We start from the raw sequence: 14,437 nt of genomic DNA, 5'->3' as shown, positions 1-14,437 counted from the left end.
AGTGTGTTATGAATTATATTAAATAGTACACTCAACTTACAAAAAACACCATGGAAATTAGTACAGAATATGACTATGTAATTATTGGCTCTGGCTTTGGAGGGTCTGTATCTGCAATGCGTCTTTCAGAAAAAGGGTACAAGGTTTTGGTTATAGAAAAAGGGAAAAGATTAAATGCAGAAAATGTACCCAAAACTGATTGGAATATTCCGAAATTTTTATGGGCTCCTTTCTTAAAATGTTTTGGTCCGCAAAGCCTTACATTCTTCAAAGAAGTATTTATTCTTGGAGGGGTAGGCGTTGGTGGGGGAAGTAATGTTTATGGAAATACACATATGTTTCCATCCGATAAATTTTTCAACAATAAAGCATGGTCTCATTTAAATACTGATTGGAAGAAAACACTTTTACCATTCTATGATAAAGCTAAATTTATGCTTGGAACAATTCCTTTTACAGATCTCCACACAGAAGATCTGATTCTAAAAGAAATTGCTACAGAAATGGGAAAAGAGGAATCTTTTGGAGGTGTTAATGTGGGTGTTTATTATGGAGATGAGAATAAAGAAATAGATCCTTATTTTAATGGTTTAGGACCAAAAAGAAAGGGATGTATAAAATGTGCAGGCTGTATGTTAGGCTGTAGATACAATGCAAAAAATACATTAGATAAAAACTACCTCTTTTTTGCTGAAAAATTTGGAACAGAAATACTTCCTGAGACAATAGCAAAAGGAATACATTATAAAAACGAAGAATATTTGATCGATGTTCAATCAAGTACTTCATGGTTGAATAAGAAAAAAAGAACAATAAAAGCAAAAGGACTCATTGTTAGTGCTGGTGTTATCGGTACTATGAAATTGCTACTAAAAGAAAAGTTTCATAGTAAAAATTTACCTAATTTATCTAATCAACTAGGTAATGCTATAAGAACAAATTCAGAAATGTTGTGTGGTATCACGAATGCTGATAGAACATTAAATAATTCTGTAGCTATTAGTTCTTATTTTAATGCTGATGAGAATACACATATAGAAGTCGTTAAATACAACACTAACTCAGGTGCAATGGGTAGAATGGCAACATTAGCAACAGGGCCTGCAAAAACAGGTGTTAGAGCTGTTAAACTGATAGGTAATATTCTAACAAAGCCCTTTGATTTTATCAGAAGTACCTTTAAAATTAGAAATTGGGGTAAAAACTCTATTATCCTTTTAGTAATGCAATCTTTAGAAGAGAGTTTAAAATTAGAATGGAAAAAAGGGTTATTTGGTGGCTCAATTCGTTTTGATCCTAAAGAAAGTAATGCTGTTCCTGCTTATATAGATATTGGACAAAAAGTATTACATAGGTATGCAGAAAAAGTAAAGGGTGTCCCATTGAATGCAGGGTCAGAAATACTTCTTAATACTCCAATGACAGCACATATATTGGGAGGTTGTAAGATGGGAGATACAGCAGAAGAGGGTGTAGTCAATAATAATTTTGAAGTACATAATTACCCAAATATGTATGTTTTAGATGGGTCTATAATACCTTGTAATTTAGGTGTAAATCCAAGCTTAACGATTACATCATTAAGTGAATATGCGATGTCTCTAATTCCTGATAAGGAGGGAAATCAAAATATAAAACTAGAAGAACAACTTTTAGAAAAACATATAAAAGCTTAACAAAAAAGGATGAAAGTTACAACTAACTTTCATCCTTTTTTGTTATTCAAATTTTGAAGATATCCTCTGGATATGACTCAGTGTATGAGTGAGTTTTCCTTCTCTATTACTAAAAACACCTTCTTTAGTAAGACTATCCTCTCTCACAAAATGAGAAGCATGAATAATTTTTCCTTTGCCAGATAGGATTCCCACATGAGTTATTTTACCCTTATCATTATTAAAAAAGGCTAGGTCACCAGCTTTAGATTTTGCTAAAGTAACTTTTTTGCCAATTTCAGCTTGTTGATAAGCATCTCTCGGTAATTGTATACCATGTGCTCCCATAACTGCTTGAGATAGCCCAGAGCAATCAATTCCGAAAATTGATCTTCCACCCCATAAATAAGGTACACCTAAGTATTTACTTGCTGTATCTACAGGATTTTCTGTATTTTTAGAAGGTGAGACACTATGTAATTTGGCATATTTTAGTTGCATCTCGTCACATTTATCGTAGTGAAATGGGAGAGTAGAACCAACAGAAAGATGTATTGTTTTTTGATTATCAAAAATTGGATAAATAAGGCGTGTAACTATAGGATGTTCTTCTGCTAAATACCTTTGGGCATATTCATTAGAGACATCAGAATGCTGTCCGTACGTAATCCAACCTTCATAATTATCTTTAATCATTTTAATTTTTATCCACTCTTTTGCTCTATTAAATGATAAGATTTGATACAATTCACCATAGAGTAATTGTGATATCATTTCTGATGAGTGTGCAGCTTTTCCTCTTACTGCTAAAGTGCTATATATACAGAGTCCAAATTTTGGCTTCATTTTCTATTCTGTTTTAGTTTTACCTCCTGTAAAACTTATGCTTGCTGTAATACTAAAATTACTAGAAGTTTTTGTTAAATCAATAAGGGAATTCTGATAATTACTTTCTAGATAATAATAATTTAAAATTACTTCTAAAGATATCCTTTTCATCCAAAAATTACCAAAACCAAGACCTACTCCATAGACATTTGCAAAACCATCAAATTTAGAAACACTTTCGTTTACTACATAAGAAAGTTCAGTTTTACTTCTAGTATACGACGCTTCTCCAAAAATACCATTCTTTAGGTATTTTCGAATTTTAGGACCCCCACCTAAAAAATATTCAGAGTTCTTATTACTATAACTAAAGGATACAGTTCTTATTCCACCATGAAGGAACCCAATAAGTAATAGTTTATCAAAAATAAAATATCCAGCATTTATTCCACCAAAAGCATCTATTAGAACCTCGCTATTAGTAAAATTTAGAGTTTGGTTTTGATAAGCAATACCAAGACCGTATCCAAAACCAATATTCCATTGTCCTTTACTAGTTTGAAATAAAAAATGTTCTTTTTCATCAGTATGCATTTCTGCATTTTCTTTATCTTCTGTTTCTTGGGCATAACTAAAATGCACAATACCAGAGTACAGTGAAATAATAAAAAAGAATAGTGCGATTTTTTGTTTAAAACTCATTATATAATTGATAAGCGTTCTTTAATATACGCTTTTTCTTCTTCATTTGTCATGATTAGAAGAACTGATTTTGAAGTAAAATGCTGATCAATCGATGGTTTAAAATACCATTCTTGCCCTTCTCTAATTGCTAATACCAATGTTGAAGGAAGTTCATGTATTTTTAAATCTTTTAATGATTTACCATGACAGTTCTCTGGAATACTTATTTCTTCTAATTTAAAAAGCTCTGTTTTATCTCTTCTAACAACATCTAAAAAAGTAGTAATATTTGGACGGATCATTTCCATTGCCATTCTTCTACCACCAATAGAATGAGGAGATACGACTTCATTTGCACCTACAGAAATTAATTTATCTCTAAATGCAGGCTTTTTATTGGCTGAAACAATTCTAAAGTCAGCATTAAGTTGTCGAGCGGTTAAAGTTGTCACTAGGTTTAAGTTATCATCATTTGTACAAATAAAAATACCTGAGGCTTGTTTAATTCCTGCTGATATTAACGTTTCATCCATTGTACAATCACCTACAATACCGTAAGCATGTTTGTATTCTCTCCTGTATTGTCTATATATCTCTTCATCTTTTTCTATAAAGACAAAGTGCTTATCAGCTTTATCAAGTTCTTCAGCAATGCGCAGACCAACACGGCCTAAACCACATATAACAAAATGGTTATTTAATGTATTGATCATACGTAATGTTCTTCGTTTAAAAAATTCTTCTTGTATGTGCCCTTCTAAAAAGAAGGCAGAAAGAGAGGTGGCGATATAAGTAAATGTTCCAATACCAGAGAATGCAATAAAAATAGCAAATACTCTACCTACGGGGTTATTATCAAGGGGGATAACCTCACCATAACCAATAGTAGTAATAGTAATGGCTGTCATAAAAAAAGCATCCATTGGTTCTACAGGGTAACTAGAAGTTGCCATGAAACCAACAGTGCCAATAATCATGATAAAGAAAATCACTCCAAAAGCAGGAAGTACTTTGGCTAATAATGCTCTCATTTATACAATATTTACCTCTGGCTCTATTTTAATTGAGAATTTATTGTAGACATCTTTTTGGATAGTCATAGCTAAATCCCAAGCTTCTTCTCCAGTAGCACCTCCATTATTTACCAATACTAATGCTTGTTTAGGATAGGTACCAACATTGCCTTTTGATCTCCCTTTCCATCCTGTTGTTTCTATTAACCAACCCGCAGGGATTTTAGTAGTTAATTCTCCAACTGGATAGTGAGGTGCATTAGGATATTCTTCTAAGATGCGATTAGCAATCTCATTGGATAAAACTGGATTCTTAAAGAAACTACCGCAGTTACCAATCTCTTTTGGGTCTGGTAATTTAGCGTTACGAATGTCAATTATTACATTAGCAACTCGTAGAGGAGTTATATCTAATTCAGGATTTTTAGAAAGTTCGTCGTTAATAGCTCCATAACTAGTATTAAAAGACCAATCTTTATTTAATTTTATAGTGATTGATAATACGGATACTTTACCTTTTAACTCGTTTTTAAAAATACTGTTTCTATAACCAAATTGGCATTGAGAAGTCGAATATGTTTTAATCGTAAAGTTAGAATAATCTAAAACTTCAACTTCTTGAATTACATCTTTAACCTCAACACCATAAGCACCGATATTCTGTATAGGAGAGGCTCCAACAGTACCAGGGATGAGTGCTAGGTTTTCTATACCTTGCCAACCGTGTTCTACAGTTTTCATTACTGTATCATGCCAGTTTTCACCTGCTCCAATTTTTAGAGTAACTGTAGAGTCCGTTTCATCAATGACTTCAAAACCTTTAATTTCATTTTTAATGATAAGCCCTTCATAATCTTTAGTGAAAAGAACGTTACTTCCTCCACCAATAACCATAAACTGATTAGTAAGATTTTCTGAAATAATTTGAGATAATTCATCAGAGGATTTCGCTATAGTGAAGTATTTTGCATTCACTTTAGCTCCAAAAGTATGATAGGGTAATAAAGATTTGTTTGTTTCAATCATGACGCGTTAAAAAATATCCATGCTTATTCTTAGAATAAGCATGGATAGTAGGTTATATTATTTTGATGCGATAAACTCAACTAATTCATCAATTGGCATTTTATTAAACTGTCCTGAAGACATTAATAATAAGTTCTTGTTTTCCCAATCAATTTCTTTTAAACGTTGGTATAAAGCTTTTTCATCTGTAAAAACTTCTACGTTTTTCTGATCAAATGCTTTATAAATATCATCAGCTGTAATTTTTTCTAAACCTTTATTCTCTACAACCTTAGGGTTAAAGTAAACCAATGGAATATCAGCTTCTTTTAAAGTTTTAGCGTATTCCGAAAGGAAAGTTGATGTTAAACTACTAAATGTGTGTAACTCTAAACATGCAACTACATCTTTCTTCTCATATTGTTTCGCTAAAGCATTTACTGTTGCTTTTACTTTTGAAGGAGCGTGAGCAAAATCTCTAAATACCTTAGTGGTACCTAAATCTTTAACTAATTGCATTCTTAAAGCTGCACCTTCGAATGTAGCGATTGCTTCAATAAATTCGTCTTTGCTGACATTTAGACGCTTACAAACTTCCATTGCTGCGGTCATATTTTGTAAGTTGTGCTCACCAAATACTTTTGTAGCTGTATTTACAGACCCACCTGTTAAGAAAGTTGTTCCATCTTTTAATTTAGACTTCATTTTTTCGTAAGGAATAACATCTACATCTCCAGAGATTGTAGATTTCTTCACTAACTTTTTAAGGACTTTATCATCCGTAGAATAAATTAAAACACCTGCTTTTGGAGACTCCTCAATAAATAACTCAAACTGCTTTTCGTAGTCTTCGTATTTAGGGTATACATTAACGTGATCCCACGCAATGCCTGTAATTACTCCAATATGATGATGATAGTTTAAGAACTTTGGTCTTAAATCTAACGGAGAAGACATATACTCATCTCCTTCAAGAATTACAACAGGAGCAGACTCTGTAAGTTTAACAGGTCTTTCAATGCCTTTTAAAGCTGCACCAACTAAATAATCGCATTCAATGTTCCAGTAGCTAAGTACATGGATTATCATAGAAGAAACCGTTGTTTTACCATGGCTTCCTGCAACTACAATTCTTTGTTTATTTTTTGTTTGAGAATATACGTACTCTGGGAATGAGTAAATTTTCAGACCCAATTGTTTCGCTTTTAATAGCTCAGGGTTGTCTTTACGAGCATGCATACCTAAAATTACTGCATTAATATCTTTAGTAATTTTTTCTGGATGCCATCCAAACTCTTCTGGAAGTAAATCAAACTTCTTTAGATTTGATGATGCAGGCTCATAAATGTGATCGTCAGATCCTGATACATTATATCCTTTCTGCTGCAAAGTAATTGCAAGGTTATGCATAATGCTGCCGCCAATCGCTATAAAATGAACTCTCATGTATTTATATATAGTATTTCTATTACGTAATCGTTTTCTTCAGAACAACAAAAGTAAGATAAATTGCAGTATTTAGTTAAAAAAATAGAGATCATTTCGATTTATTTTGAGATAATTTTCTCTCTTTTGGCAACTAATTGAGCAATTTTTAGATCTCTTATCATTTTAAAACACTCATTCATTGACAATAACCTTGAATAACTTCAAAAATGTATCAAGTCTTTCTGTAAGTAGTTAGAAAGTTCTAGAAAACTCCGTAATTTTGTATTTATGGATAAGTCTAATAGTAGCAGAAGTAGTTTAATTCAATCTGCTTACAGTCAAAATACACCTGAAGCACTGGGACTTGATTTAGTGAATGCGAAGAAAAGACCATGTGATCACAACTTAGAAAGAGTGACACTTGGTGCTTTAATCTTAGAAAAAGAAGCACTAAATGAAGTTATCGAGGTACTGAAGACAGAGACTTTTGATAGAGAAGCACATCAATATATATATAACGCAATTGTAGGTATTTTTAATAGGAGTGAACCTGTTGATGCCATGACAATTGTAACGGAACTTCGTAAATCTGGTGAATTAGAGAAAGTTGGAGGTGTAGGATACATCGCTAAACTTACTCAAAATGTCACTTCATCTGCGAACGTTCTTCACTATGCTCGTATTCTTCAAGAATATGCAATTAAGCGTAAGCTAATAAATGTATCTAATGAGATTCAATTAAAAGCTTATGATGATACTACAGATGTTTTTGATCTTTTAGATAAGATGGAAACGTCTTTATTTGAAGTATCTGAAGAGAATGTTCGTAAGAATTATATGGGCATGAACGAGGTAGTGAAAGAAGTTTTTCATGAGTTAGAAGAACTTAGAGATAACGATAACGATTTTACTGGTGTACCTTCTGGTTTTACAAACTTAGATAGAGTGACATCAGGATGGCAACCATCAGATCTTATTATTATTGCCGCACGTCCTGCAATGGGTAAAACGGCATTTATTCTTTCTGCTTGTAGAAATGCATCTGTAGGTTTCGGTAAACCAACAGCAATATTTTCTCTAGAGATGTCAGCGGCTCAATTGGTAAAACGTTTAGTTTCTGCTGAGGCTGAATTAGAAAGTGAAAAATTAAAGAAAGGTAATCTTACAGAGCAAGAATGGAGAAAACTAGTTGACAAAACTGGTCAGCTTTCTTCTGCTCCAATTTATATAGATGATACTCCTGCATTAACTGTTCTAGAATTAAGAGCAAAATGTAGAAGACTAAAGGCACAACATGATATTCAAATGATTGTAATTGACTACCTCCAATTAATGAGTGGTGGCGATAGTAAATCTAAGGGTAATCGTGAACAAGAAATTGCCTTTATTTCTAGATCATTAAAACAAATTGCAAAGGAATTAAATGTACCAGTTATTGCATTATCTCAGTTAAGCCGTGCTGTAGAAACACGTGGTGGAGATAAACGACCTCAATTATCCGATCTTCGTGAATCTGGATCTATTGAGCAAGATGCTGATATGGTTATGTTCTTATATCGTCCGGAATATTACGGATTAGATGAAGATGAAGAAGGTAATTCTACCAAAGGAATGGGTGAAGTTATTATTTCTAAAAACCGTAGTGGTGGTTTAGAAAATGTTCGTCTAAGATTTATTGGTCAGTTTACCAAATTTACAGATTGGGACGAAGGTTCTTTTATGGGCCATGACGATATGATGAGTGGTATGGACATGGGCGGAGGTTTTGCAGGTGTACCACCTCAACCTATTGGTATGCCACCTAGTGGAGAAGTAGGTTTTGATCAAGGAAATGCAATATCCATGCCTCCAGATTTTGATCTTCCTCCAACTGATAATCAAGGACAAGATGATGGACAAGAATATCAAACTCTTCCTTCTAAATTGAATAGAGATGATAATCCTCCACCGCCACCTCCTTCAGATCCTCCATTTTAATATCAAAAAAGGCTACTTCAGTAATAGAAGTAGCCTTTTTTGATTTTGAAGAAATATTAGAGATTATTCAAAAACTCTTTAACATAATCAGTAGCATCTTTTGCAGTTTCCACAATTGGCTCTGTTACTTTTTTAAAATCATCTTTATATTCTTTTGTAAAATACGGATCATTTGTCAATGCTTTATTTGTGATATGCTCTCCGTTTATAATGGTATCATATTCACCGCTTTGTACCCATTTTAATAATTCTTGTACTCTAGTTACAGGAAAGGGGTGAGTTTGAAGAATGGTATTTAAGAACTTGTGCGTTGTATCTATCACACCAGATATTTCGTGGTATTCTTCAGCTTGTTTAATGAATTCACCTAATTGCATTTGATCAATTTGGCTACCTCCAGCTATCTTCATTAAAGTATGAATACATTTTTCTGGATCTTGAACAGCAAGTAAACCTGCTCTATCTGCAGATAATTCACTTTTTCTTTCCCATTCTTTTAAGGCCATAATAATACCCATAATTGCAGCTCCTCCAAGAGGAACACCAAAATCAAAAATAGATATTTTTAATAGAATTTGAAGGAGTGTCCTATACAAAGAATGCCCACTTAAAATATGACCAATTTCGTGTGCTATAACAGATTGCAGTTCGTCATCATTAAATGCATCTAGTGTACTAGAATTAAGAACAATAAAAGGTTTGTCAACACCAATTACACCCGCATTAAGGATTGGATTTTGAGATATATATAATTCTGGTAATTCTTCAATATCAAAAATTTGGCAAGTTTCTTTTAAAAGTTCGTACACTTTTGGAAACTGATTTTCATTTACCCTTACAGCAGAAGCTAGAGTCATTAATCTAAGAGATTTCTCTGTTGTTTTGCTAAAGATAAACTTAAGGATTGTATCAAACCCCTTAAGGCTTTTTACAGTTTTTAATGCTAGTTTGTCGGCAGGATGTTCCCAAGTACTTGAGTTGATATCAGTAAAGTGAACTTTTTTTAGTTTTAATTCTTTAGAAGTCATTGCTAGAAAATTGGAATTATGTTATAAATATTTATCAATTTAATAAACTATTTTTTACTAAAACTATTTTATTCAAATCATTTCAGTTATATCAAAGTATAATCTTTGTATTACGGTTTCTACAATAGTATATTTGTTGACATTTTTTCTATCATTATTTTTTTAGAGAAGATCAATTTTCAATTAAATTATCTTTCATTTTCATATTAAAACTTTTGATTAAACAGCAACGCTACATACTGTTGTTATTAACTTTGTTTCTTGCAGGTTGTGTTTCTTATAAAGACCTAGAAGAAGACAGAAGTTTATTAGTTAAGCAAAGACTAGAAGGTGTTAGATACAGTGATAGATCTACGATTGAATCCTATATTCGTCAAAAACCAAATCGAACTTTTCTTGGCTCAAGAGTTAAACTCCCACTGTATTTTTATCAGAAAGGAGAGAAGATATATATTAAAAATTATCAAAAAGATAGTTTAAAATATTACGATCTCACAGAGTATTACGAAACACTAATTACTGTTAGAGAAAATGAACTTCAAGAACAAATTGATGAAAACAATGAAATATTAGATTCATTGTATAAAAAGGATATTTATACTTCTTACAAAGCGATTCATAAGTTAGAAAAAAGAAGTATTAGAGATTCATTGTCTGGTATTAGAAAACTGAGAAAGATTAAATCTAAATCAATTACTAAAACGGAAAAACTACAATTAAGAGTAGAAAAAGGTAATTGGTTAATGCGTTCTGCAGGTGAAGCACCTTCTTATTTTGATTCAACAGATACAAAAAGCACAAGTCAGATTATTCAAAGGGCATTAATTACCAAAGGTTTTTTAAATGCGACAACTACTTTTGAATATGATACGATCAATGATCTGAAATACCCTTTTATTAGAGAGGTTTACAAGGTTGATGAGGGTATACAATGGAAAATAAATGATGTAAAATACAAAGTATCTGATCGTGAGGTTTACAATGTAATTTTATCAAATAATAAAAAAAATAAACTAAAGAAACACACCAAATATTCTGAAATTAAAATTCAGAATGAGCGTACTAGAATAACTAAACTCCTTAAGAACTCAGGTTATTTTGATTTTTCATCTTCATATATCCATTTCGAAGTTGATACAAATAAAGTACATGGAAAAGTAGATGTTTTGGTATTTCTAGATCCACCCAACACAGGAGATAAGCATACGAAATACTTTGTAAAAGATATTACGGTAGAAACGGATCCTAACAATAAAAAGGATGAAACGGATTCATTGGAATATAAAAAAGTACAGTATTACCAACACGGAAAACATTATAAACCAAAGATTCTTGATGGTAAAATATCTATTGCAGAAGGTGAACCTTATAAAGAAGCTTTAAGCACTGACACTAGACAGTTTTTAAGTCAGATGGATGCTTTTAAATTCGTAAACATTGAATACCTAAAAGCAGGAGGTGACTCACTAAATGCAATGATTTATGCTAGTTCATTCAATAAATACCAATATGCATTCGAAACTGGTTTAAATGTAAGTAGATCATTACCCGGACCTTTTGCGAGTTTATCTCTTAAATCTAGAAATATATTTAGAGGCGCTGAATCTTTAGAATTTAGAGGTCGATTTTCTTTAGAAGCACAAGCAAGTGTTACAGAAACAACAAACGAATTATATAATGGTACAGAGTATGGCTTTAGTACAATCTTAAAAATACCTCGACCTTTAATCCCTTTTGCTAATAAATTAGATAAGACATTTTATGTTAGAACAGCTAAAACAAAAATACTATCTGATATTGCTTATGTAAGTAGACCAGAATATACACGTTTTAATGTAAAAGGACTTTTTGGTTATGAATGGAGGAATAGAAAAGAAGATTTATTCGAACTTTCTGTAGCGGATTTAAACATTGTGAACACTCCATATTTAAGTAATAGTTTTAGAGTAAGGTTACAACAATTAGCGGAACAAGGAAATACATTACATTACTCTTTTGACAATTCTTTTGTTTCTAGTATGCATCTAAGTGTTTCTAGAATGAGAGGAGATTATATTACAAGTTCTTCTAAATCTACTTATGTAAAACTTTTTGGTGAATTAGGAGGAAATGCACTAGATGTTGTCAATTCTATGACCGGAAGTGAGCCGGGTTCTATCTATGGGCTTAGATATTATAAGTTCTTTAAAATTTATTCTGATTTAAGACGTATTATTCCGATAGGAGAAAAGAAAAAACACTTCTTTGCCTCTAGAGCTCATGTAGGAATTGCTAAATCTTATGGTGAGGTAGATGCATTACCATATGAAAAATATTTCTTTTCTGGTGGAGGTAACAGTAATAGAGCATGGAGACCTAGGCGTTTAGGGCCTGGATCTTATACACCACCTCAGAATTCTAATGGAACATTTGATTATAGCTACGAACAACCAGGTGATATTATTATAGAATTAAATGCTGAGTGGCGTTACAAAATATCAAGATTATTCCAATGGGCATTATTTATTGATGCTTCTAATGTTTGGTTAATAGAAGAGGATAATACACGACCAGGAGGGAATTTTGAATTTAATCGTTTTTGGAAAGAATTTGGTGTTGGAGCTGGAATAGGTGCTCGAATGGACTTTTCATTTTTACTTGTCCGTTTTGATATTGGTACAAAAATATATGATCCAGCAAGAAAAGAAGGGGATAGATTTGTTGCAGGATATAATTTTTTAGGAAAAGGCACAACAGAATTTAATATAGGCATCGGGTATCCATTCTAATTCGCTATTTTTGCGATTCAAAAATATATAGAAGGATGACAAATCAAATAGTGCTTTTATTAGGAGCTAATTTAGGAGACAAATTAGCTACACTAAATAATGCTGTACGAGAGATTCATGATAGTGTTGGTGAAATTGTAAAAAGCTCTAAAATTTATGAGACAGCTGCGTGGGGAAAGGAAGATCAACCTTCTTATTATAATCAAGTAGTGGTTTGTAAATCAAATTTATCGAGTAAGGATTTAATACTTCTTACTCAAGAAATAGAAAATAAATTAGGTAGGGTCCGTAAGGAAAAATGGGGAGCTAGAATTATTGATATTGATATACTTTTTTATTCAAATGAAATAATTTCTACTGATAATCTGAATGTTCCACACCCGTGGTTACATAAACGTAGATTTACATTAGAACCATTAACAGAAATTTTACCAAACTTTATTCATCCAATTTTAAATCAATCCTGCAGTGATTTACTTTTGCAGTGTGATGATCCATTACCAGTAAAAAAGTTAATGGTAGAAGCATCTATTAAATAAGAAATAATTACTACATAGTAAGTAAAGATATAATGGCAAGAAAAAGGAAAAACATTGTGTTAGAGAAAGTAACGATCATAGATGTTGGAAGTGAAGGCAAAGCGATTGCTAAAACGGAAGATAATATGACTGTTTTTGTTACAGGTGCAGTAACCGGAGATGTATGTGATCTTCAAGTAACAAAGAAGAGAAAAACATATATGGAAGCTCGTCCTATCAAGTTTTATGAATATTCTGATAAAAGAGCGGAACCTTTCTGTGAGCATTTTGGTGTATGTGGCGGATGTAAATGGCAAATGCTAGATTATAAATGGCAATTGCATTACAAACAAAAGCAAGTAGTAGATCAGTTAACTCGTATTGGTAAGATTGAACTGCCTGAAATTGAAAGTATTTTAGGTTCTGATCAAACAAGAGAGTATAGAAATAAAATGGACTTTACGTTTACATCAAATAGATGGCTAACTAAAGAACAGATGGAAAATGAAGACCCTTCTATAGAAAAGAGAGGTTTAGGTTTACATTTACCAGGAATGTGGAATAAAGTTCTTCATTTAAATGATTGCTATTTACAAAATAAGCCTTCAGATGAGATTCGTAAAGAAGCGTATCAATTTGTTTTAGATAATGATTTAGCTGCTTTTAATCATTATGATGAAAATGGCCTATTAAGAAACTTAATTATCAGAACATCTTCTACAAAAGATTTAATGGTAATGGTTCAGTTCCATGATAATAATCAAGAACAGATTGATTTATTCATGGAAAATTTGAAAGTAAAATTTCCTCAAATCACATCTTTACTATATGTAATTAATCAGAAGAAAAATGATAGCTACCATGATTTAGATTTTAAGGTATACAGTGGTCTACCTTATATCGAAGAAGAAATGGAAGGTTTAAAGTTCCGTGTAGGTCCTAAATCATTTTATCAAACAAATTCTGAACAAGCATATAATCTTTATAAGGTTGCTCGTGAATTTGCCGATTTAACTGGAGAAGAAAGAGTATATGATTTATATACTGGTACAGGTACAATTGCACAGTTTGTTTCTAGTAAAGCTAAAGAAGTAATTGGCATCGAGTACGTTGAAGATGCAATTAAAGATGCTAAAATTAATTCTGAATTAAATAGTATTGATAATTGTAAATTCTTTGCTGGAGATATGAAAGACATCTTAACAAAGAACTTTATTCAAAAACATGGCGAACCTGATGTTATAATTACTGATCCTCCAAGAGCAGGAATGCATGAATCAGTGATTAATCAGATTCTTGAAGTTGAACCTAAGAAAATTGTCTATGTAAGTTGTAACCCAGCTACACAAGCAAGAGACTTAGCTCTTTTAGATCCTAAATATAAAGTTACAAGAGTAATGCCTGTTGATATGTTCCCACAAACGTATCATGTGGAAAATGTTGTAGCATTAGAATTGAAATAATTTCAAGATATTTCCATAAATAAAAAACACTCATCGTTTTAAAAAATGATGAGTGTTTTTTTGTTTATAG

General features: G+C 32.0%; 11 protein-coding genes. 5 read left to right on the top strand and 6 right to left on the bottom strand.

The window, feature by feature from the left end; genetic code table 11:
- Positions 1-50: 50 nt before the first annotated feature.
- The gene (locus EI427_RS07475; RefSeq protein ID WP_126613263.1) at positions 51-1,676 is read left to right on the top strand and encodes a GMC oxidoreductase; all 1,626 of its coding nucleotides are present in this window, start codon (positions 51-53) and stop codon (positions 1,674-1,676) included.
- Between the two features lie 42 nt (positions 1,677-1,718).
- Here the strand turns inward: EI427_RS07475 and EI427_RS07470 are convergent, their stop codons facing one another.
- Genes EI427_RS07470 through EI427_RS07450 form a run of 5 tightly spaced genes read right to left on the bottom strand, consistent with a single transcriptional unit; the run spans position 1,719 to position 6,631 of the window.
- Complete coding sequence (locus EI427_RS07470; RefSeq protein WP_126613261.1) at positions 1,719-2,501, bottom strand: C40 family peptidase; 783 nt, start codon at positions 2,499-2,501, stop codon at positions 1,719-1,721.
- Positions 2,502-2,504: 3 nt separating this feature from the next.
- Positions 2,505-3,185, bottom strand: coding sequence for a hypothetical protein (locus EI427_RS07465; protein WP_126613259.1), 681 nt, complete (start codon positions 3,183-3,185; stop codon positions 2,505-2,507).
- Positions 3,185-4,198, bottom strand: a complete 1,014-nt coding sequence (locus tag EI427_RS07460; RefSeq protein WP_126613257.1) for a potassium channel family protein — start codon at positions 4,196-4,198, stop codon at positions 3,185-3,187. Before EI427_RS07460 ends, EI427_RS07465 begins: the two co-directional genes overlap by 1 nt.
- Positions 4,199-5,206 (bottom strand): UDP-N-acetylmuramate dehydrogenase, encoded by a 1,008-nt coding sequence (gene murB, locus EI427_RS07455; protein ID WP_126613255.1) that lies wholly within the window; start codon positions 5,204-5,206, stop codon positions 4,199-4,201. It lies immediately after the preceding gene.
- Between the two features lie 57 nt (positions 5,207-5,263).
- The gene (locus EI427_RS07450) at positions 5,264-6,631 is read right to left on the bottom strand and encodes a UDP-N-acetylmuramate--L-alanine ligase (protein WP_126613252.1); all 1,368 of its coding nucleotides are present in this window, start codon (positions 6,629-6,631) and stop codon (positions 5,264-5,266) included.
- A 270-nt stretch (positions 6,632-6,901) separates the two neighbouring features.
- Between EI427_RS07450 and dnaB the strand changes: the two genes are divergently transcribed.
- A complete protein-coding gene (dnaB, locus tag EI427_RS07445) occupies positions 6,902-8,590 on the top strand; it encodes a replicative DNA helicase (protein WP_126613250.1) in 1,689 nt (562 codons plus the stop codon).
- A gap of 56 nt (positions 8,591-8,646) precedes the next feature.
- On the opposite strand, the gene EI427_RS07440 is transcribed toward dnaB, so the two are convergent.
- Entirely contained in the window at positions 8,647-9,618 is a 972-nt protein-coding gene (locus tag EI427_RS07440) for a M48 family metallopeptidase (RefSeq protein ID WP_126613247.1), read from the bottom strand.
- Between the two features lie 215 nt (positions 9,619-9,833).
- On the opposite strand from EI427_RS07440, the gene tamL reads away from it, so the two are divergent.
- The 3 genes from tamL to rlmD are packed head-to-tail and all read left to right on the top strand — an operon-like array spanning position 9,834 to position 14,367.
- A complete protein-coding gene (tamL, locus tag EI427_RS07435) occupies positions 9,834-12,386 on the top strand; it encodes a translocation and assembly module lipoprotein TamL (protein ID WP_170178419.1) in 2,553 nt (850 codons plus the stop codon).
- Positions 12,387-12,421: 35 nt separating this feature from the next.
- Entirely contained in the window at positions 12,422-12,925 is a 504-nt protein-coding gene (gene folK, locus EI427_RS07430; protein WP_126613236.1) for a 2-amino-4-hydroxy-6-hydroxymethyldihydropteridine diphosphokinase, read from the top strand.
- 32 nt (positions 12,926-12,957) lie between these two features.
- Positions 12,958-14,367, top strand: a complete 1,410-nt coding sequence (rlmD, locus tag EI427_RS07425; protein WP_126613234.1) for a 23S rRNA (uracil(1939)-C(5))-methyltransferase RlmD — start codon at positions 12,958-12,960, stop codon at positions 14,365-14,367.
- Positions 14,368-14,437 lie beyond the last annotated feature (70 nt).

This window comes from Flammeovirga pectinis, from assembly GCF_003970675.1.
Lineage (GTDB): Bacteria > Bacteroidota > Bacteroidia > Cytophagales > Flammeovirgaceae > Flammeovirga > Flammeovirga pectinis.
Note: the sequence above shows the minus strand (reverse complement) of the source record. Positions and strands in the feature narration are given on the sequence as shown.

Excerpts from the sequence above, each read along its gene's own strand:
- folK (WP_126613236.1), top strand. The coding sequence starts at position 12,422 with ATGACAAATCAAATAGTGCTTTTATTAGGAGCTAATTTAGGAGACAAA.
- EI427_RS07475 (WP_126613263.1), top strand. The coding sequence starts at position 51 with ATGGAAATTAGTACAGAATATGACTATGTAATTATTGGCTCTGGCTTT.
- murB (WP_126613255.1), bottom strand. The coding sequence starts at position 5,206 with ATGATTGAAACAAACAAATCTTTATTACCCTATCATACTTTTGGAGCT.
- EI427_RS07450 (WP_126613252.1), bottom strand. The coding sequence starts at position 6,631 with ATGAGAGTTCATTTTATAGCGATTGGCGGCAGCATTATGCATAACCTT.
- EI427_RS07465 (WP_126613259.1), bottom strand. The coding sequence starts at position 3,185 with ATGAGTTTTAAACAAAAAATCGCACTATTCTTTTTTATTATTTCACTG.
- EI427_RS07460 (WP_126613257.1), bottom strand. The coding sequence starts at position 4,198 with ATGAGAGCATTATTAGCCAAAGTACTTCCTGCTTTTGGAGTGATTTTC.
- EI427_RS07440 (WP_126613247.1), bottom strand. The coding sequence starts at position 9,618 with ATGACTTCTAAAGAATTAAAACTAAAAAAAGTTCACTTTACTGATATC.
- rlmD (WP_126613234.1), top strand. The coding sequence starts at position 12,958 with ATGGCAAGAAAAAGGAAAAACATTGTGTTAGAGAAAGTAACGATCATA.
- EI427_RS07470 (WP_126613261.1), bottom strand. The coding sequence starts at position 2,501 with ATGAAGCCAAAATTTGGACTCTGTATATATAGCACTTTAGCAGTAAGA.
- dnaB (WP_126613250.1), top strand. The coding sequence starts at position 6,902 with ATGGATAAGTCTAATAGTAGCAGAAGTAGTTTAATTCAATCTGCTTAC.